Below are 17,527 nucleotides of genomic sequence, written 5' to 3' on the forward strand. Positions count from 1 at the left end.
CTGCGGGGGCCGGCTTCAGCACGCGAGACCCGCGGCTGCCGTCAGGTTCAGACGGCGGCCGGGTCCTCCTCGACGAGGAGGTTGCGGGTGCGGTTGGCGTCCAGCGGGATGCCGGGGCCCATCGTGGTGGTGAGGGTCGCCTTCTTGATGTAGCGGCCCTTGGCGGCGGACGGCTTCAGACGGAGGATCTCCTCCAGCGCCGCCGCGTAGTTCTCGACCAGCTTCGTCTCGTCGAAGGAAACCTTGCCGATGATGAAGTGCAGGTTCGAGTGCTTGTCGACGCGGAACTCGATCTTGCCGCCCTTGATCTCGCTGACAGCCTTCGCGACATCCATGGTGACGGTGCCGGTCTTCGGGTTCGGCATCAGACCACGCGGGCCGAGGACGCGGCCCAGGCGGCCGACCTTGCCCATGAGGTCCGGGGTGGCGACGACCGCGTCGAACTCGTTCAGGCGGTTGCCCTTGGAGATCTCGTCGATCAGTTCGTCGGAGCCGACGATGTCGGCGCCCGCGGCTTCCGCGGCCGCAGCACGGTCACCGGTCGCGAAGACCAGGACCCGGGCGGTCTTACCGGTGCCGTGCGGAAGGTTCACGGTGCCACGGACCATCTGGTCGGCCTTGCGAGGGTCAACGCCCAGGCGGAAGGCGACCTCGACGGTGCCGTCGAACTTGGTGGCGGCGGTGTCCTTGGCGAGACGGACGGCCTCGAGGGGGGCGTAGTTACGCTCCCGGTCGACCTTGGCGTCCGCGCCGCGGAGTGCCTTGCTGCGCTTCACTGCTTCTCCTGGTGTGGTTCAGGTGTGGAGGTGTGGTGCGGGCCAGCGCGTGGCCCTCCCACAGGTCGTACGGGGGCTGCTCAGCCCTCGACCGTGATGCCCATGGAACGGGCGGTGCCGGCGATGATCTTCTCGGCGGCGTCCAGGTCGTTGGCGTTCAGGTCGGGCAGCTTGACCGAGGCGATCTCGCGGACCTGGGCGCTCGTGAGCTTGGCGACCTTGGTCTTGTGCGGCTCGCCGGAGCCCTTGTCCACACCCGCGGCCTTGAGGATCAGCTTGGCGGCCGGCGGAGTCTTGGTGATGAAGGTGAAGGAACGGTCCTCGTAGACCGTGATCTCCACCGGCACGACCATGCCACGCTGCGACTCGGTCGCGGCGTTGTAGGCCTTGCAGAACTCCATGATGTTGACGCCGTGCTGACCCAGGGCGGGGCCGACCGGCGGAGCCGGGTTGGCCGCGCCGGCCTGGATCTGGAGCTTGATAAGCCCCGTGACCTTCTTCTTCTTGGGAGGCATTGCTCTCTCCGGGTCCTAGTGAGAGTTTTCAGCCACCATCCGATGTCATCCGGATGGAGGCATACCGCACAACGATAACGGGTATCCATGCGCGGCCAAAAACCGAGCAGGTCAGAACGGGCGCGAGACCCGGTCTGACCTGTTCGGAAACCTGTGGGGGTTAGTTCTTCTGGATCTGGTCGAAGCTCAGCTCGACCGGAGTCTCGCGGCCGAAGATCTCGACGAGGCCCTTGACCTTCTTCGAGTCGGCGTTGATCTCGTTGATCGTGGCCTGCAGCGTCGCGAACGGACCGTCGGTGACGGTGACCGAGTCGCCGACCTCGAAGTCCAGCACCTGGACCTCGACCTTGCGGGCCGGAGCCGGCTTGCCCTCGGCCTCGGCGGCCTCACGGGCGGCCTTCTCCTCGGCCTCGGGGGCGAGCATCTTGACGATCTCGTCCAGGGTCAGCGGGTACGGGTCGTAGGCGTTGCCGACGAAGCCGGTGACGCCCGGGGTGTTGCGGACGACGCCCCAGGACTCGTTCGTCAGGTCCATGCGGACCAGAACGTAGCCGGGCAGCTTGTTCTGCCGGACGTTCTTCCGCTCACCGTTCTTGATCTGGACGATCTCTTCCTCGGGGACCTCGGCCTGGTAGATGAAGTCCTCGACGTTCAGCGAGACGGCACGCTGCTCCAGGTTGGCCTTCACGCGCTTCTCGTAGCCCGCGTAGGTGTGGATGACGTACCACTCGCCGGGCAGACCGCGCAGCTCGTCCCGGAGGGCCGCGATCGGGTCGACCGGAGCCGCGGGCTCCTCCTCGACCTCGGCCTCGGCGGGCTCGTCGTCCGTCTCGGCGGGCTCGTCCGCCTCGGTCTCGTCCTCGGCCCCGACGAGCTCCTCGTCCGCGCCCTCGTCCTCGACGTGAAGCGCGGCTTCTTCGGCGGCCTCGCCGACAGCGGCGTCCGCAGCTTCCGCCTGGTCCTCGTCGGCCGCCTCGACGACGTCGAGCTCGTCCTGGGCGGACTCGTTCAGGTTCGGGTCAGACACGGTGGCTGCTTCTTCCTGGATACAGATGGGTGGAACATGCGAAAAGGGGCGCCGGGGTGGGCGCCCTCCGCGGGAATCAGCCGAAGACGTACTTGACTGCTTCCTGGAAGCCAAGGTCAATCACGGTCACCAGACCGATCATGATGACGACGAAGACGATGACGACGGTCGTGTACGTCGTCAGCTGGCTGCGAGTCGGCCAGACGACCTTGCGCAGCTCGGCGACAATCTGACGGTAGAAGAGCGCGAGACGGCCCAGCGGGCCCTTCTTTCCGCGCTTGCCGCCCTTGCGGCCCTTCTTCTTCGACTCCTGTGCTTCGTCCTCGGCATCAGGCATGTCGATGGAGCCTACGGCATCCGTCACGTCTCTCACCTGATTCCGGGTCGGCCGTGCCGCGCCCGGGTGGAGCCGCACGGCGGTGCAATGAAGTACATACCTGCGCACACAACCTGGCGGTGTGTGTAGCAGGGCCGGAGGGACTTGAACCCCCAACCGCCGGTTTTGGAGACCGGTGCTCTACCAATTGAGCTACGACCCTTTGTCGTTCTCCCCCAACCTACCGCATCCGAGGAAGTGGTCGGTGAGGGCCAACGAGCAGAGAGTGTACGTGGTCAGCGGCGCCGCGTCGAACAGATACCTCCGGACGCGGCCCGCGCACCCGCCGCCACCCCGGTGTGCGCTCGGCCAAACCCGTGTGCCGCGCTCTTCCGTGGTCTGGGACGATGGGCCGCATGAGCGCTGCAACCCCTCCCACCGAGCGCCGGGTCTCCGCCCGAGTCGGCGCGATCTCCGAGTCCGCGACCCTCGCCGTCGACGCCAAGGCCAAGGCACTGAAGGCCGCCGGACGTCCGGTGATCGGCTTCGGCGCGGGTGAGCCCGACTTCCCGACGCCCGACTACATCGTCGAGGCGGCGATCGAGGCCTGCCGCAACCCGAAGTACCACCGCTACACGCCGGCCGGCGGTCTGCCCGAGCTGAAGACCGCCATCGCCGCGAAGACGCTGCGCGACTCCGGTTACGAGGTCGACGCCTCCCAGGTCCTGGTGACCAACGGCGGCAAGCAGGCCATCTACGAGGCGTTCGCCGCCATCCTGGACCCGGGCGACGAGGTCATCGTCCCGGCCCCGTACTGGACGACGTACCCCGAGTCGATCCGCCTGGCGGGCGGTGTCCCGGTGGAGGTCGTCGCCGACGAGACCACCGGCTACCGGGTGTCCGTGGAGCAGCTGGAGGCGGCCCGCACGGAGAGGACCAAGGTCGTCCTCTTCGTCTCGCCGTCCAACCCGACCGGCGCCGTCTACAGCGAGGCCGACGCCGAGGCCATCGGCCGCTGGGCCGTGGAGCACGGCCTGTGGGTGCTGACCGACGAGATCTACGAGCACTTGGTGTACGGCGACGCGAAGTTCACCTCGCTGCCGGCGATCCTGCCCGAGCTGCGCGACAAGTGCGTCGTCGTCAACGGCGTCGCCAAGACGTACGCCATGACGGGGTGGCGCGTGGGGTGGATCATCGGCCCGAAGGACGTGGTGAAGGCCGCGACCAACCTTCAGTCGCACGCCACGTCGAACGTGTCGAACGTCGCTCAGGCCGCCGCCCTGGCCGCTGTCTCCGGCAGCCTGGACGCGGTGGCGGAGATGCGGACCGCGTTCGACCGCCGCCGCCAGACCATGGTGCGGATGCTCAACGAGATCGAGGGCGTCTACTGCCCGACGCCGGAGGGCGCGTTCTACGCGTACCCCTCGGTGAAGGGACTGCTGGGCAAGGAGATCCGCGGCAAGCGTCCGCAGACCTCCGTGGAGCTGGCGGCGCTGATCCTGGACGAGGCCGAGGTGGCGGTCGTCCCGGGCGAGGCGTTCGGCACCCCGGGCTACCTGCGGCTGTCGTACGCGCTGGGCGACCAGGACCTGGTCGAGGGCGTGTCGCGGATGCAGAAGCTGCTGGCGGAAGCGCGCGACTGACCCACCTCCCGTTTTTCGTAGGTGAGCGGGCCCCCGGCGGGGGCCCGCTTCTCCGTTCCCCGGGACACCCGATCAGTGAAAGGGGCTCCCGCGCGGGCGGGGGTTTTGGCAGGATCCCCGGATGGAGCACGTACGAGATCTGCGGTTGTTGCCCAAGGCCCACCTGCACCTGCACTTCACGGGGTCGATGCGGCCCGCGACACTGCTGGAGCTCGCCGACAAGTACGGCGTCCATCTGCCCGAGGCGCTGACCGGCGGCGAGCCGCCGAAGCTCCGGGCCACCGACGAGCGGGGCTGGTTCCGCTTCCAGCGGTTGTACGACCTCGCCCGGTCCTGTCTGCGCGAGCCGGAGGACATCCAGCGGCTGGTGCGGGAGGCGGCCGAGGAGGACGTCAGGGACGGGTCCGGGTGGCTGGAGATCCAGGTGGACCCGACCTCGTACGCGCCTCGCCTGGGCGGGTTGATCTCGGCGCTGGAGATCATCCTGGACGCGGTCCGGAGCGCCTCGCGGGAGACCGGCCTGGGCATGCGGGTGCTGGTGGCCGCGAACCGTATGAAGCACCCGCTGGACGCCCGTACGCTGGCCCGCCTGGCCGTGCGGTACGCGGACCGGGGAGTGATCGGGTTCGGGCTCTCGAACGACGAGCGGCGCGGGATGGCGCGTGACTTCGACCGGGCGTTCGCGATCGCCCGTGAGGGCGGCCTGCTGGCGGCGCCGCACGGGGGCGAGCTGACGGGCCCGGCGTCCGTCCGGGACTGCCTGGACGACCTGCGGGCGGCCCGCATCGGGCACGGTGTGCGGGCGGCGGAGGACCCACGGCTGCTGCGGAAGCTGGCCGAGCGGGGCGTGACGTGCGAGGTGTGCCCGGCGTCGAACGTGGCGCTCGGCGTGTACGAGAAGCCCGAGGACGTCCCGCTGCGGACCCTGTACGAGGCGGGCGTGCCGCTGGCGCTGGGCGCGGACGACCCGCTGCTGTTCGGGTCGCGGCTGGCGGCGCAGTACGAGATCGCGCGCGTGCACCACGGTTTCACCGACGAGGAGCTGGCGGAGCTGGCCCGGCAGTCGGTACGCGGCTCGGCGGCCCCCGAGGGCGTCAGGGCGAAGCTGCTGGCGGGCGTCGACGACTGGCTGGCGGGCGGCCCGGCCGCCTGAAGTGCGGGTGGGGCGCGTACGCCTGGCAGCCGACGTCGCGCTCGGTGCGGCGCCGGACGCGCCCCGGCACGGGCATCCGGTGAACGGGCCGACCCGTGCGTCGTGCGTCTCGCCGGCCCCCTTCTCGCACGGGCCGGAGCCCGCCGTGCTCCGGATCGCGGGAGGCGGCGGGGCGCAGACGCTGGGTGTGGTGGACCAGCACGAGGTCGGACGGGGTCCCGGGGCCCGGAGGCCCGGGGCGTATTGCCGGGGGACGCTCTCCCGCAGCGGCACGCGCACCAGGGTGTGCCGGGAGACGGCGGGTTCAGCCGGACCGGCTGCCGCGCAGGACGAGGACGGCGTTGTGTCCTCCGAAGCCGAAGGACATGCCGCGGCGGAGGAGAGCAGCGCGGCGAGGCGGACCGGCCCGCCGTGGTCGCCCACGAGGTGCCCCCCCAGCCCTCGGAGGGGTCGCTGAGCGTGGTGTGCCGCGGCGGCGTACGGGGCCGCACGGCACGGTGTCCGTAGGGGCCCGTGCGCGGGCGGAACCCGGTCAGCACCGGTCGCACGGGCCGAGCCCGGCCGCCGCCCCGGATCCACGGCGACGCGTACGTCCGCCCGTGCCGCGTCGCCCCTGCTCCTCGGACGCTCGGTTCAGAGCGAGACGCCGACCATCACCGGCTCGTTGACCAGCGTGACGCCGAAGGCGTCGCGTACGCCCGCGACCACCTCGCGGGCGAGGGCCAGGAGGTCCTCGGTGGTGGCCCCGCCACGGTTGGTGAGGGCCAGGGTGTGCTTGGTGGAGATACGGGCGGGACCGGCGCCGTACCCCTTGGTGAAGCCCGCCTTGTCGATCAGCCAGGCAGCCGAGGTCTTGACCCTGCCGTCGCCGGCCGGGAAGGCGGGCGGGGCGACATCCGGGCCGAGGCGGTCGCGGACGCGGCCGAGGAACTCCTCGTACTGCTGCTGCTCCAGGACCGGGTTGGTGAAGAACGATCCCGCCGACCAGGTGTCGTGGTCCTCCGGGTCCAGGACCATGCCCTTGCCGGCGCGCAGCTTGAGCACGGTCTCACGCGCGGTGGCGGCCGGAACGCGGTCGCCGGGCTCCACGCCGAGCGCGCGGGCCGTCTCGGCGTACTTGATGGGCGCGCTCAGGCCCCGCGCGTCCTCCAGCTCGAAGCGGACGCGCAGCACGACGAACCGGTCGGGGTCGGCCTTGAAACGGCTGTGGCGGTACGAGAAGGCGCACTCGGCGTTCGGGACGGTCACCGTCCCGCCCGCGCGGCGGTCGTAGGCGACGACCTCCGTGATGGTGGCCGAGACCTCCTGGCCGTACGCCCCCACGTTCTGGATCGGCGTGGCGCCCGCCGAGCCGGGGATGCCGGCCAGGCACTCGATGCCGGCCAGTCCGGCCTCCACCGTGCGGGCCACGGCGTCCGTCCACACCTCGCCGGCCGCCAGCTCCAGCCGCGTGCCGTCCAGGGTGAAGCCCCTGGTGGCGATGCGCAGGGCGGTGCCGTCGAAGCCCTTGTCGCCGATCACCAGATTGGAACCGCCGCCGATGAGGAGCAGCGGCGTCCCGGCCCGGTCCGCCTCACGTACGGCGGCGACGACCTCGTCGTCGGTCGTGGCCGTGACGAGGCGGTCGGCGGGGCCGCCGAGCCGGAAGGTGGTCAGCGGGGCGAGGGGAGCGTCATGGAGTTCCTGCACGGGCCCAAGCCTACGGTGCGCCTCGGACACTCCCCGGGTCCCGGCCACGGCGCCGTGCTCCCCCGGTGCGCCCCCTGGCCGAGGACGCCCCGGGGCGCACCGCCGTCCACCCGCGTCCGTCGACGGGTCCGTGGCGGTGGTGGGCGGTGGTGGCGGTGAGCCGCGTGGCGAAGCTCACGAGGGCCCGACGTGCCGGACGGGTGGCCGCGGCGCCTGGCAGGCCTCCGGCTTCTGACCGGCAGGCCGGCGTTCGGACCCGGACAGCTCGCGCACCCGGCCCGAAGCCGGAGTCCCGGCCGAAGCACTGACCCGATCAGTCACCCGAATCAGGCAGGGCCGGGCCGGCGAAGTCGGGACGGCGCCCGGGCCGCCCGGCCGTCCGCTCAGGGCGACCGCAGGCCGGGACTCCCAGCCGGGTGCCGAAAGCCGGCCCCGGCGCCCGGGCCGCCGCGCCGGCACCCCGGGCGGCCGCCGCACCGGACACCGCTGGGCGGGTGGCCGGTACGGCACCAGCCGAGCTGGGCGGCCCGCACGGCGTCCGGTGGGCGTCAGGCGAGGCGCACGACCGCGCGGGACATGCCCAGCACCTTCTGGCCTGCGCTCATGGCGGTCAGGTCCACGCGCACCCGGTTGTCGTCCAGCTTCGCGGCCACCTTGCCGCTGACCTCGATCAGGGCGCCCGCCTCGTCGTTGGGCACGACGACCGGCTTGGTGAACCGCACCCCGTACTCGACGACCGCTCCCGGGTCGCCCGTCCAGTCGGTCACCACCCGGACCGCCTCGGCCATCGTGAACATGCCGTGCGCGATGACGTCCGGCAGCCCGACCTCCTTGGCGAACTTCTCGTTCCAGTGGATCGGGTTGAAGTCCCCCGAGGCACCCGCGTACCGCACCAGCGTGGCGCGCGTCACGGGGAAGCTCTGCGGCGGCAGCTCGGTGCCGACCTCGACCTCGTCGAACGCGATCTTCGCGGTCATCGCCTCACGCCTCCTCTGCCGCGGCACGGGCCACGAGCTTCGTCCACGCGGTCACCACGTGCTCACCGGCCTCGTCGTGGACCTCGCCGCGGATGTCGACGATGTCGTTCCCGGCGAGCGACTTGATCGCCTCGATGGTCGAGGTGACCGTCAGCCGGTCCCCGGCCCGTACCGGCCGGGTGTACGCGAACTTCTGGTCGCCGTGCACCACGCGGCTGTAGTCCAGACCCAGCTGCGGGTCCGCGATCACCTCACCCGCCGCCCTGAACGTGATGGCGAACACGAAGGTCGGCGGCGCGATCACCTCCGAGTGGCCGAGCGCCTTGGCGGCCTCCGTGTCGGTGTACGCCGGATTCGCGTCGCCGACGGCCTCCGCGAATTCGCGGATCTTTTCCCGGCCGACCTCGTACGGCGCGGTGGGCGGGTAGGTCCGCCCCACGAAGGACTGATCGAGCGCCATGAACTCGCTACCTCCTGGTGTGTCTCGAACAAACGACACGAGGCCGCCCCCTCTCGGGGACGGCCTCGTGTACGAGCCTGATTCAGCGCGTCTCGCGGTGCGCGGTGTGCGCGTTGCAACGCGGGCAGTGCTTCTTCATCTCAAGACGGTCCGGGTTGTTACGCCGGTTCTTCTTGGTGATGTAGTTCCGCTCCTTGCACTCCACGCAGGCCAGCGTGATCTTCGGGCGGACGTCGGTGGCAGCCACGTGAGTGCTCCTTGGACGGACGTTGGACGGATGAACGCATAAAAGAGTAGCCGATCGAAGGACCGACCCCACAATCGGCTACTGTGTGTAGCGGTGACCGGACTTGAACCGGTGACACAGCGATTATGAGCCGCTTGCTCTACCGACTGAGCTACACCGCTTTGATACGGAATCCCTCACCCGAAGGTGAGGGCTACCGCACCAGAGCCCCAATACGGAATCGAACCGTAGACCTTCTCCTTACCATGGAGACGCTCTGCCGACTGAGCTATTGGGGCGAGCGATGAAGACATTACACGGTCGGCCGCCGTTCGCCCAAATCCGATTCGGGCGGCTACCCGGCCGCGACCCGGCCACACCTCCGACCACCCCCGCGGCCTCCCCCGACCGCCCTCGGTAGCCCTCGGGCGAACGGTCTCCCGCCGCCTTCCCACCGCCCTCCCCGAACCGGCCCGGACATCGCCCCGCACACCGTCCCCGGCTCGGGAACCACCTCCGACTCCGGTGACCCGTACGCCACTCGCGGCCCATGCCGGTACGACTATTGCGCTCCTCCTCGATGCCCGGTCGGAGGGCCCCTAGGCTCGCCTCACGCTACGTGATCGCGCCAGTACACCCGTGCACGCGGGCAAGCCGGCGGCCCCACCACGGATCACGCCCGAGCCACCGAGCCCCCGAGCCCGCCAGGAGCCCGATGTCCTCCGACAGCCAGCAGCCGCAGCCGCCCGCGGGCGCCACCGCCGACACCGCCGCGCTGCTGCTGTGCGGCGCCCGACTGACCGACGGCCGGACCGTCGACGTACGCATCGGCGGCGGACGCATCGAAGCCGTGGGCACCGCGGGCAGCCTGCCCACCCACGGCGCCCGTGTGGACCTCACCGGCTACCTGCTGCTGCCCGCCCCCGCGGAACCGCACGGCCACGCCGACACCGCGCTCAGCGCCGACTGCCCGGGCCCCGTGTCCTACGCCACCGAGGACGTCCAGCGCCGCGCCACCGAGGCCGCCCTGCTCCAGCTCGGGCACGGCGCGACCGCGCTGCGCGCCCACGTACGGATCGGCGACGTCCAGGGGCTGGGGCCCCTGGAGGCGGTCCTCCAGGCGCGGCGCTCGCTGCGCGGCCTGGCCGACCTGACGGCGGTCGCCGTACCGCGGCTGCTGACCGGCGTGGCGGGCGCGGACGGCCTCGCCATGCTGCGCGACGCGGTGAAGATGGGCGCCGGCGTGGTCGGCGGGTGCCCCGACCTGGACCCGGACCCGGCCGGCTACGCGGAGGCGGTCCTGGAGGTGGCGGCCGAGCAGGGCTGTCCGGTGGACCTGCACACCGACGGCGACGACCCGGCGCGCCTCGCGCGGCTGGCGGCCATGGTGGGCGGGCTGCGGCCGGGGGTCACCATCGGGCCGTGCGGGGCCCTGGGGCGGCTCTCCAGGGACGCGGCGGCCCGGGCGGCCGACCAGCTCGCGGCGGCCGGTGTGACGGTCGTGTGCCTGCCGCAGGGGGGTTGTGGCGGTACCGAGGTGCGGGGCGTCGCGCCCGTGCGGCTGCTGCGGGCGGCGGGGGTGCGGGTCGCGGCCGGGAGCGGGACGCTGCGGGACGTGGCCAACCCGGTGGGCCGGGGCGATCCGCTGGAGGCGGCGTACCTGCTGGCCTCCCAGGGCGGGTTGCGGCCGGCCGAGGCGTACGGGGCGGTGAGCGGGGCCGCGCGGGAGGCGATGGGTCTGCCGGACGTCCGGGTGGAGGCGGGTTTCCCGGCGGAGCTGCTGGCGGTGCGGGGGGAGCGGCTGGCGGGCGTGCTGTCGCTGGCGTACAGCAGGATCGTGGTGCACCGGGGGCGGGTGGTGGCGCGGACCAGCGCGGTGCGGGAGTACTGCGACTCGGCGGCGGCGCTCGAACTGCCGCGCCAGGGGCGTCCGGACGCCCGTCCGTGAGCACTTCGGGCCGCGACGTCGTACGGTCGGGAGCATGCGCATTGTCATCGCTGGAGGACACGGTCGGATCGCCCTGCGGCTGGAGCGGCTGCTCTCGGCGGGCGGGCACGAGGTCGCGGGCATCATCCGCGATCCCGAACAGGCGGACGCCCTGCGGGAGGCGGGTGCCGAACCGGTGGTGCTGGACCTGGAGTCGGCCACCGTCGAGGCGGTCGCGGAGGCGTTGACGGGCGCCGACGCGATGGTGTTCGCGGCGGGTGCCGGGCCGGGCAGCGGCGCCGAGCGCAAGGCGTCCGTGGACCGGGGCGCGGCGGTGCTCTGCGCGGACGCGGCGGAGCGGGCGGGGGTACGGCGCTACCTCGTCGTGTCGTCGATGGGCGCCGACGCGGACCGCGCCGGGGACGAGGTCTTCGACGCGTACCTGCGGGCGAAGGGTGCCGCTGACGACTACGTACGGGCCATGCGGAACCTGGACTGGACGATCCTCAAGCCCGGCATGCTGACCAACGACGCCGGGACGGGTCTTGTGCGGCTGGAGGCGTCGACCGGGCGCAGGCCGGTGCCGCGCGACGACGTGGCGGCGGTGCTGGCCGAGCTGGTGGAGACGCCGGCCACGGCGGGGCTGACGCTGGAGCTGGTCAGCGGCTCGGTACCGGTGACGGTCGCGGTGAAGGCGGTCGCGGGCGAATGACGTTCCCCGGACCGGTCGTGGTGGAACGGACCGAGCGGGCGGGTGTCTTCACGCGCCGTTCAATGACGATGGACGGCTTCGCCGGGCTCCCAGCCGGCCGCCGGAGCTGATCGGATGGCCGGCGGGGCGGGGCTTCGGGACCACCGGTGCCCGGCCCCCGCCACCATCCGGGCCGGCCGGCCCTGCCGCCCGCTCGCACGAACGGCGGCCGAGGCGAACAGCCCCCCGCGCCGCGCGAGGGGGCCCGCTCGCACGAACGGTCCCTCCCGTGAACTGCCCACTCACGCAAACGGCCCCTGATCGCGTTTCCGCAGATCAGGGGCCGTTCATCGCGTGGCGGCGCCAGGATTCGAACCTGGGTAGGCTAAGCCGACGGATTTACAGTCCGCTCCCATTGGCCACTCGGGCACACCGCCATGGGATGTCGCCAGGAGGATGGCCGCTTTTCGGCGGTGCTCCCCGGCAACGACGTAAACGATACCCGATGTCCGGGGGTGCTCCGCCACCGGATTGATCAGCGCTCGTGGTGGGCGGGATGGCTAGGCTTTGCGGTGCGGTCCGGGAGCCCGGCCGTACCTCTAGGCAACCTCTACGCACGCGACTCAAGGAGCCACAGGACATGGCCGACTCCAGTTTCGACATCGTCTCGAAGGTCGAGCGGCAGGAGGTCGACAACGCCCTCAACCAGGCGGCGAAGGAGATCTCGCAGCGCTACGACTTCAAGAACGTCGGGGCCTCCATCGCCTGGTCGGGCGAGAAGATCCTGATGCAGGCGAACTCCGAGGAGCGGGTGAAGGCCATCCTCGACGTGTTCGAGTCCAAGCTGATCAAGCGCGGGATCTCGCTGAAGTCGCTGGACGCCGGTGAGCCGCAGCTGTCCGGCAAGGAGTACAAGATCTTCGCCTCCATCGAGGAGGGCATCTCCCAGGACAACGCCAAGAAGGTGGCGAAGATCATCCGCGACCAGGGCCCCAAGGGCGTCAAGGCCCAGGTGCAGGGCGACGAGCTCCGCGTCAGCTCGAAGAGCCGCGACGACCTCCAGGCCGTCATCGCGCTGCTGAAGGGGCAGGACTTCGACTTCGCCCTGCAGTTCGTGAACTACCGGTAGAACCGCGCGCCGGCGCGGCCGGGCCCGGGCGCATCGGGGGCGGACACGGCTGCGGCCGGTCCGCCCCCGCCCTGTGGCCCGGGGATCGTCGTGTCCGAAAACCGCCAGCTCCGGCGCCGGGACGGACGGAGACTGGTGGGGACCGAGGAGGAAGGGAACGGATCATGACGGTGTACGCGTACGTCGACGGCCCGCTGGGCGAGATGCTGCTCACCGGCGAGGAGTCCGCGGACGGCCGGACCGCGCTCGCCTCGCTCTCCCTGCCGGGGCAGAAGGGTGGGGTGGTCGTCCGGGAGGGATGGCGGCACGACCCGGAGGCGTTCCTCGGCATCGCGACTCAGCTGCGGGCGTACTTCACGGGCGGGCTGACCCGCTTCGACCTCGCGTACGCCCACACCGGCACCGGCACCGGCACCGACTTCCAGCGGCGGGTGTGGCGTGCGCTGGAGGACATCCCGTACGGCACGACCGTGACGTACGGCGAGATCGCGGCGCGCGTCGGCGCGTCCGGTGCCGGAGTACGTGCGGTGGGGACCGCGATCGGGCGCAACCCCCTGCTGGTGGTGCGCCCCTGCCACCGGGTGATCGGCGCGGACGGGGCGCTGCGGGGGTACGCGGGCGGGCTGGAGCGCAAGGAGCGGCTGCTGGGGCTGGAAGGCGCGCTCATACGGTGAGGGACGGCCTGTTCGCGCTGCCCCACGAGCCGGTGGAGGTCGCCCCCGGTGCGGTGCACGTGCCGGGGTGGCTGTCGGTGGAGCGGCAACGGGAACTGGTCGCGGCGTGCCGTGAGTGGGCGCTGGGTCCGGTGCCGATGCGGCACACCGTGCTGCCGGGTGGCGGGGTGATGTCCGTGCGGACGGTGTGCCTCGGCTGGCACTGGCAGCCGTACCGGTACACGCGGACGGCCGGGGACGTGAACGGTGCCCGGGTGGCCCGCTTTCCGGACTGGCTGGCGGACCTGGGGCGGGAGGCGCTGGTGGCGGCGTACGGGGGCGGCGGTGGCGGTGGCGGTGGCGGTGGCGCCGGTGAGTACGCTCCGGACACGGCGTTGATCAACTTCTATGACGGGGCGGCCCGCATGGGCATGCACCAGGACAAGGAGGAGCGGTCCGCCGCCCCGGTGGTGTCGCTGAGCATCGGGGACAGCTGTGTCTTCCGGTTCGGGAACACCGCGACGCGCAACCGCCCTTACACGGATGTGGAGTTGGTCTCGGGCGACCTGTTCGTCTTCGGTGGCCCGTCGCGTTTCGCGTTCCACGGGGTGCCGAAGGTACGGCCCGGCACCGCCGATCCGGCCGTGGGCCTGGCGTCGGGCCGGTTGAACATCACGCTGCGGGAGACGGGGCTGCCCGGGTGACCCCGGAAACCCGGGGCCCCGGGGCCCGGGGCCCGGACTACGCGGGGCTCCGGCGCGGCCCCGGCCTCGGGGCACCCGCTCAGCGTGAGCGCGAGTGACCGAACAGGATGCGGTAGGCGATCAGCAGCACGAGCGAGCCACCGATGGCCGCGAGCCAGGTGGGACCGTCGTAGAACTGGTTGCTGATCGGGCGGTCCAGGTAGCGGGCCGATATCCAGCCTCCGACGAAGGCGCCCGCGATACCGATGAGCGTCGTGCCGATCAGGCCGCCGGGGTCACGGCCGGGCAGGAGCACCTTGGCGACGACGCCGGCCAGCAGCCCGAGAATGATCCAGCTGAGAATGTCCATGCCGTGAACTCGCCTTTCGTGCGGTGTTGTCCGGGAGGACGCCCGGGGTGCGGAGCGTGGTTGCGCGGATCAGTAGGGTGCGGCGCATGACACAGGAGCTGCGGCGGTCGCTGGGCGTCTTCGACGCGGTCGTCATCGGGCTGGGGTCGATGATCGGTGCCGGAATCTTCGTGGCGCTCGGTCCGGCGGCCGGGGCTGCTGGAAGCGGGCTGTTGCTGGGGCTGGCGCTGGCCGGGGCGGTCGCGTACTGCAACGCGATGGCGTCGGCACGGCTGGCCGCCCACTATCCGGCTTCGGGCGGGACGTATGTGTACGGGCGTGAACGGCTCGGTCCCTTCTGGGGCTACCTCGCGGGCTGGGCCTTCGTGGTCGGCAAGACGGCCTCGTGCGCGGCGATGGCCCTGGCGGTCGGGTCGTACGTGTGGCCCGGGCAGGCCCATGCGGTGGCGGTCGCGGCGGTGGTGGCGATGACCGCCGTGAACTACGGGGGCGTGCGGAAGTCGGCCCTGCTCACGCGCGTGATCGTGGCGGGGGTGCTGGCGGTCCTGGTCGCGGTGGTGGTCTCCTCCCTCGGGTCGGAGGCGGCGGATGCCGGGCGCCTGGAGTTCGGTGGGGACGTGTCGGCGGGAGGGGTGCTGCAGGCGGCCGGCCTGCTGTTCTTCGCCTTCGCCGGGTACGCGCGGATCGCCACGCTCGGCGAGGAGGTACGGGACCCGGCGCGGACCATCCCCCGGGCGGTGCCACTCGCGCTGGGCATCGCGCTGGTCGTGTACGCGGGTGTGGCGGTGTCCGTCCTTTCGGTGCTGGAGGCGGGGGAGCTGGCCGGGTCGGCGGCTCCGCTCGCGGACGCGGCGCGGGCGACGGGTGCGGGCTGGCTGGTTCCGGTGGTGCGCGTGGGCGCGACGGTGGCCGCGCTGGGTTCCCTGCTGGCGCTGGTCCTCGGGGTGTCCCGTACGACGCTGGCGATGGCGCGTGACGGTCACCTGCCTCGCGCGCTCGCTGCCGTGCACCCCCGATTCCATGTGCCGCACCACGCGGAGCTCGCGGTGGGGCTGGTCGTCGCGGTGGTGGCGGCGACGGCGGACGTGCGCGGGGCGATCGGATTCTCGTCGTTCGGGGTGCTGGTGTACTACGCGATCGCCAACGCCTCGGCGTGGACGCTCGGTTCGGGGCGGATCCTCGCCGGGGCCGGGCTGGCGGGCTGCCTGGCCCTCGCGTTCGCACTGCCCGTGTCGTCGGTCCTGGTCGGCACGGCGGTCCTGGCCGCGGGCGCGGTGATGTACGCGGTACGGCGAAGCTGACGCATCCGGCGCGTCATATTCGGGTGCGGGCCGCGACCACGCCACCGGGCGCCAACTGCTCGTTCTCGGTCATGTGTTCATGGTGCACCACGGCACTGACAATCACGCGAGGACGGCCGCGCCGCCCCTTCCCTCACCGGGTCGCGAACGGACGGTCGCTGGGCACGATCTCCTTGCCCAGCGGCAGCAGGGACACCGGGATGAGCTTGAAGTTCGCGATGCCGAGCGGGATGCCGATGATCGTGACGCACAGGACGACGCCCGTGACGACATGGCCCAGTGCCAGCCACCAGCCGGCCAGCACCAGCCACAGCACGTTGCCGACGCAGGACGGGGCACCCGCGTCGCGGCGGTCGACGACCGTCTGGCCGAAGGGCCACAGCGCGTACACCCCGATGCGGAAGGCGGCCAGGCCGAAGGGGATGCCGATGATGGTGACGCAGAGCAGCAGGCCCGCGGCCAGGTAGCCGAGGAACAGCCAGAAGCCACTCAGGACGAGCCATATGACGTTCAGGATGGTTTTCATGGGTGGCGACCTGCCATCTGTTCGAGCCGGGCGATGCGTTCCGCCATCGGCGGGTGGGTCGAGAACATCTTGGCGAACCCCCGGCCGGGGCGGAACGGGTTCGCGATCATCATGTGGCTCGCGGTCTCGATCCTGGGCTCCGGCGGGAGCGGGAGCCGCTTGGTGCCCGCCTCCAGCTTGCGCAGCGCGCTGGCCAGGGCGAGCGGGTCGCCGGTGAGCTGAGCGCCGGAGGCGTCGGCCTCGTACTCCCGGGAGCGGCTGATGGCGAGCTGGATCACCGATGCGGCGAGCGGGCCCAGCAGCATGATCAGCAGCATGCCGATCAGGCCCGGCCCGTCATCGTCGTCGGACCGGCCGATCGGGATCAGCCACGCGAAGTTCACCAGGAACATGATCACGGAGGCGAGGGCTCCGGCGACCGAGGAGATCAGGATGTCCCGGTTGTAGACATGGCTCAGCTCGTGGCCGATGACGCCGCGCAGCTCGCGCTCGTCGAGGATCTGCAGGATGCCCTCGGTGCAGCACACCGCGGCGTTGCGCGGGTTGCGGCCGGTCGCGAAGGCGTTGGGCGCCTGGGTCGGCGAGATGTAGAGGCGGGGCATCGGCTGCCGGGCCTGTGTGGAGAGCTCACGCACCATCCGGTACAGCTGGGGCGCCTGGAATTCGCTCACGGGGCGGGCCCGCATGGCCCGCAGCGCGAGCCTGTCGCTGTTCCAGTACGCGTAGGCGTTGGTGCCGAGCGCCACGAGAAGCGCGACGAAGAGCCCGGTACGGCCGAAGAAGCTGCCGATCAGGATGATGAGTGCGGACAGTCCCCCGAGGAGTACGGCGGTCTTCAGCCCGTTGTGCCGGCGATGCACGGTACGCCCTCCAAGTGGTGCGGCAGGGGAACCCTTTGCCTGGTGCTGCTCCACTGTTCAGTGGACGCTCCCGTACTGGTCAACGCCAGGCGGGCATGGCGGGTTCCCTTGTGCGCCGGGGGTGGAGGGGTGGGCCGTCCGGGTGATTCAGCGCTGGGCGACGAGCCCGGCCTTCTCCAGGGCTTGCCGCACCGGCTCGACGTCGCTGGTGCAGTGGGCGCAGCGGCTGGCGACGGCCGGGATCTCGGTGAAGCAGCGCGGGCAGTCGCGCACCGCCGCCTTGATGTCGAAGGACTCGTCGCGCTTGAACCGGGTCTGGATCTTCATCATCGGGACGACGACACAGAAGTAGAGGACGGCCGCCGTGATCATGAAAGCCAGAGCGGCGCTGATGAACAGGCCGTAGGGGAACTTGGCGTCCCGGATGGTGAAGTAGGAGTGGCTGAAGTCACCGACGGTGCCCGTGGCGAGACCGATGAGCGGGGTGATGAAGGCGTTGCTGAAGGCGGTGACGACCGCGGTGAAGGCGGCGCCGACGGCGAGGCCGATCGCCATGGAGATGACGTTTCCACGGAGGACGAAGTCCTTGAAACCGTTCAGCACGG

General features: G+C 71.5%; 20 protein-coding genes and 4 tRNA genes. 8 read left to right on the forward strand and 16 right to left on the reverse strand.

The window, feature by feature from the left end:
- Nucleotides 1-47: 47 nt before the first annotated feature.
- The 5 genes from rplA to ABD347_RS19805 form a co-directional block, all read right to left on the reverse strand.
- Nucleotides 48-776 carry a 50S ribosomal protein L1 gene (gene rplA, locus ABD347_RS19785; protein WP_344363117.1) on the reverse strand — a complete coding sequence of 243 codons (729 nt, stop codon included), beginning with the start codon at nucleotides 774-776 and terminating at the stop codon, nucleotides 48-50.
- Between the two features lie 80 nt (nucleotides 777-856).
- Nucleotides 857-1,291: a 50S ribosomal protein L11 gene (gene rplK / locus ABD347_RS19790; protein ID WP_064069966.1), complete on the reverse strand. Its 435-nt coding sequence runs from the start codon at nucleotides 1,289-1,291 to the stop codon at nucleotides 857-859.
- Between the two features lie 160 nt (nucleotides 1,292-1,451).
- Nucleotides 1,452-2,318, reverse strand: coding sequence for a transcription termination/antitermination protein NusG (gene nusG / locus ABD347_RS19795; protein WP_344363119.1), 867 nt, complete (start codon nucleotides 2,316-2,318; stop codon nucleotides 1,452-1,454).
- 76 nt (nucleotides 2,319-2,394) lie between these two features.
- The gene (gene secE / locus ABD347_RS19800; RefSeq protein ID WP_064069968.1) at nucleotides 2,395-2,682 is read right to left on the reverse strand and encodes a preprotein translocase subunit SecE; all 288 of its coding nucleotides are present in this window, start codon (nucleotides 2,680-2,682) and stop codon (nucleotides 2,395-2,397) included.
- Nucleotides 2,683-2,784: 102 nt separating this feature from the next.
- Nucleotides 2,785-2,857 (reverse strand) — tRNA-Trp (locus ABD347_RS19805).
- Between the two features lie 193 nt (nucleotides 2,858-3,050).
- Here ABD347_RS19805 and ABD347_RS19810 point away from each other — a divergent pair.
- Entirely contained in the window at nucleotides 3,051-4,277 is a 1,227-nt protein-coding gene (locus ABD347_RS19810) for a pyridoxal phosphate-dependent aminotransferase (protein WP_344363122.1), read from the forward strand.
- Between the two features lie 121 nt (nucleotides 4,278-4,398).
- Nucleotides 4,399-5,430: an adenosine deaminase gene (locus ABD347_RS19815; protein WP_344363124.1), complete on the forward strand. Its 1,032-nt coding sequence runs from the start codon at nucleotides 4,399-4,401 to the stop codon at nucleotides 5,428-5,430.
- Between the two features lie 633 nt (nucleotides 5,431-6,063).
- Here ABD347_RS19815 and ABD347_RS19820 read toward each other — a convergent pair.
- The 6 genes from ABD347_RS19820 to ABD347_RS19845 form a co-directional block, all read right to left on the reverse strand.
- Nucleotides 6,064-7,119, reverse strand: a complete 1,056-nt coding sequence (locus tag ABD347_RS19820) for a UDP-N-acetylmuramate dehydrogenase (protein ID WP_344363126.1) — start codon at nucleotides 7,117-7,119, stop codon at nucleotides 6,064-6,066.
- Between the two features lie 548 nt (nucleotides 7,120-7,667).
- Nucleotides 7,668-8,096 carry a MaoC family dehydratase gene (locus tag ABD347_RS19825; protein ID WP_344363129.1) on the reverse strand — a complete coding sequence of 143 codons (429 nt, stop codon included), beginning with the start codon at nucleotides 8,094-8,096 and terminating at the stop codon, nucleotides 7,668-7,670.
- A 4-nt stretch (nucleotides 8,097-8,100) separates the two neighbouring features.
- Nucleotides 8,101-8,556, reverse strand: coding sequence for an FAS1-like dehydratase domain-containing protein (locus ABD347_RS19830; RefSeq protein ID WP_344363131.1), 456 nt, complete (start codon nucleotides 8,554-8,556; stop codon nucleotides 8,101-8,103).
- 82 nt (nucleotides 8,557-8,638) lie between these two features.
- Nucleotides 8,639-8,803, reverse strand: coding sequence for a 50S ribosomal protein L33 (gene rpmG, locus ABD347_RS19835; protein ID WP_003948671.1), 165 nt, complete (start codon nucleotides 8,801-8,803; stop codon nucleotides 8,639-8,641).
- An 88-nt stretch (nucleotides 8,804-8,891) separates the two neighbouring features.
- Nucleotides 8,892-8,964, reverse strand: a tRNA-Met gene (locus ABD347_RS19840).
- 44 nt (nucleotides 8,965-9,008) lie between these two features.
- Nucleotides 9,009-9,081 (reverse strand) — tRNA-Thr (locus ABD347_RS19845).
- A 416-nt stretch (nucleotides 9,082-9,497) separates the two neighbouring features.
- Here ABD347_RS19845 and ABD347_RS19850 point away from each other — a divergent pair.
- Nucleotides 9,498-10,730 carry an amidohydrolase family protein gene (locus ABD347_RS19850; RefSeq protein ID WP_344363133.1) on the forward strand — a complete coding sequence of 411 codons (1,233 nt, stop codon included), beginning with the start codon at nucleotides 9,498-9,500 and terminating at the stop codon, nucleotides 10,728-10,730.
- Nucleotides 10,731-10,764: 34 nt separating this feature from the next.
- Nucleotides 10,765-11,421 (forward strand): SDR family oxidoreductase, encoded by a 657-nt coding sequence (locus ABD347_RS19855; RefSeq protein ID WP_344363136.1) that lies wholly within the window; start codon nucleotides 10,765-10,767, stop codon nucleotides 11,419-11,421.
- Nucleotides 11,422-11,755: 334 nt separating this feature from the next.
- Here the strand turns inward: ABD347_RS19855 and ABD347_RS19860 are convergent.
- Nucleotides 11,756-11,837, reverse strand: a tRNA-Tyr gene (locus ABD347_RS19860).
- 203 nt (nucleotides 11,838-12,040) lie between these two features.
- Between ABD347_RS19860 and ABD347_RS19865 the strand changes: the two genes are divergently transcribed.
- The 3 genes from ABD347_RS19865 to ABD347_RS19875 all read left to right on the forward strand — a co-directional run bounded on the left by ABD347_RS19865 (nucleotide 12,041) and on the right by ABD347_RS19875 (nucleotide 13,886).
- Entirely contained in the window at nucleotides 12,041-12,529 is a 489-nt protein-coding gene (locus tag ABD347_RS19865) for a YajQ family cyclic di-GMP-binding protein (protein WP_344363139.1), read from the forward strand.
- A 164-nt stretch (nucleotides 12,530-12,693) separates the two neighbouring features.
- Nucleotides 12,694-13,203 carry a methylated-DNA--[protein]-cysteine S-methyltransferase gene (locus tag ABD347_RS19870; RefSeq protein ID WP_344363140.1) on the forward strand — a complete coding sequence of 170 codons (510 nt, stop codon included), beginning with the start codon at nucleotides 12,694-12,696 and terminating at the stop codon, nucleotides 13,201-13,203.
- The gene (locus ABD347_RS19875) at nucleotides 13,200-13,886 is read left to right on the forward strand and encodes an alpha-ketoglutarate-dependent dioxygenase AlkB family protein (RefSeq protein ID WP_344363141.1); all 687 of its coding nucleotides are present in this window, start codon (nucleotides 13,200-13,202) and stop codon (nucleotides 13,884-13,886) included. Before ABD347_RS19870 ends, ABD347_RS19875 begins: the two co-directional genes overlap by 4 nt.
- A 79-nt stretch (nucleotides 13,887-13,965) precedes the next feature.
- Here the strand turns inward: ABD347_RS19875 and ABD347_RS19880 are convergent, their stop codons facing one another.
- Nucleotides 13,966-14,235 carry a GlsB/YeaQ/YmgE family stress response membrane protein gene (locus tag ABD347_RS19880; RefSeq protein ID WP_344363143.1) on the reverse strand — a complete coding sequence of 90 codons (270 nt, stop codon included), beginning with the start codon at nucleotides 14,233-14,235 and terminating at the stop codon, nucleotides 13,966-13,968.
- An 86-nt stretch (nucleotides 14,236-14,321) separates the two neighbouring features.
- Between ABD347_RS19880 and ABD347_RS19885 the strand changes: the two genes are divergently transcribed.
- On the forward strand, nucleotides 14,322-15,536 hold the full coding sequence (locus ABD347_RS19885) for an APC family permease (protein ID WP_344363145.1): 1,215 nt from the start codon (nucleotides 14,322-14,324) through the stop codon (nucleotides 15,534-15,536).
- 133 nt (nucleotides 15,537-15,669) lie between these two features.
- On the opposite strand, the gene ABD347_RS19890 is transcribed toward ABD347_RS19885, so the two are convergent.
- The 3 genes from ABD347_RS19890 to mscL form a co-directional block, all read right to left on the reverse strand.
- Nucleotides 15,670-16,062, reverse strand: a complete 393-nt coding sequence (locus ABD347_RS19890) for a YccF domain-containing protein (protein WP_344363147.1) — start codon at nucleotides 16,060-16,062, stop codon at nucleotides 15,670-15,672.
- On the reverse strand, nucleotides 16,059-16,922 hold the full coding sequence (gene htpX, locus ABD347_RS19895) for a zinc metalloprotease HtpX (protein WP_344363149.1): 864 nt from the start codon (nucleotides 16,920-16,922) through the stop codon (nucleotides 16,059-16,061). The genes ABD347_RS19890 and htpX overlap by 4 nt, the downstream gene beginning before the upstream one ends.
- Nucleotides 16,923-17,069: 147 nt before the next feature.
- Entirely contained in the window at nucleotides 17,070-17,525 is a 456-nt protein-coding gene (gene mscL / locus ABD347_RS19900) for a large conductance mechanosensitive channel protein MscL (RefSeq protein ID WP_344363151.1), read from the reverse strand.
- Nucleotides 17,526-17,527 lie beyond the last annotated feature (2 nt).

Origin of the sequence: Streptomyces gobitricini (assembly GCF_039532985.1) — a bacterium.
GTDB lineage: Bacteria > Actinomycetota > Actinomycetes > Streptomycetales > Streptomycetaceae > Streptomyces > Streptomyces gobitricini.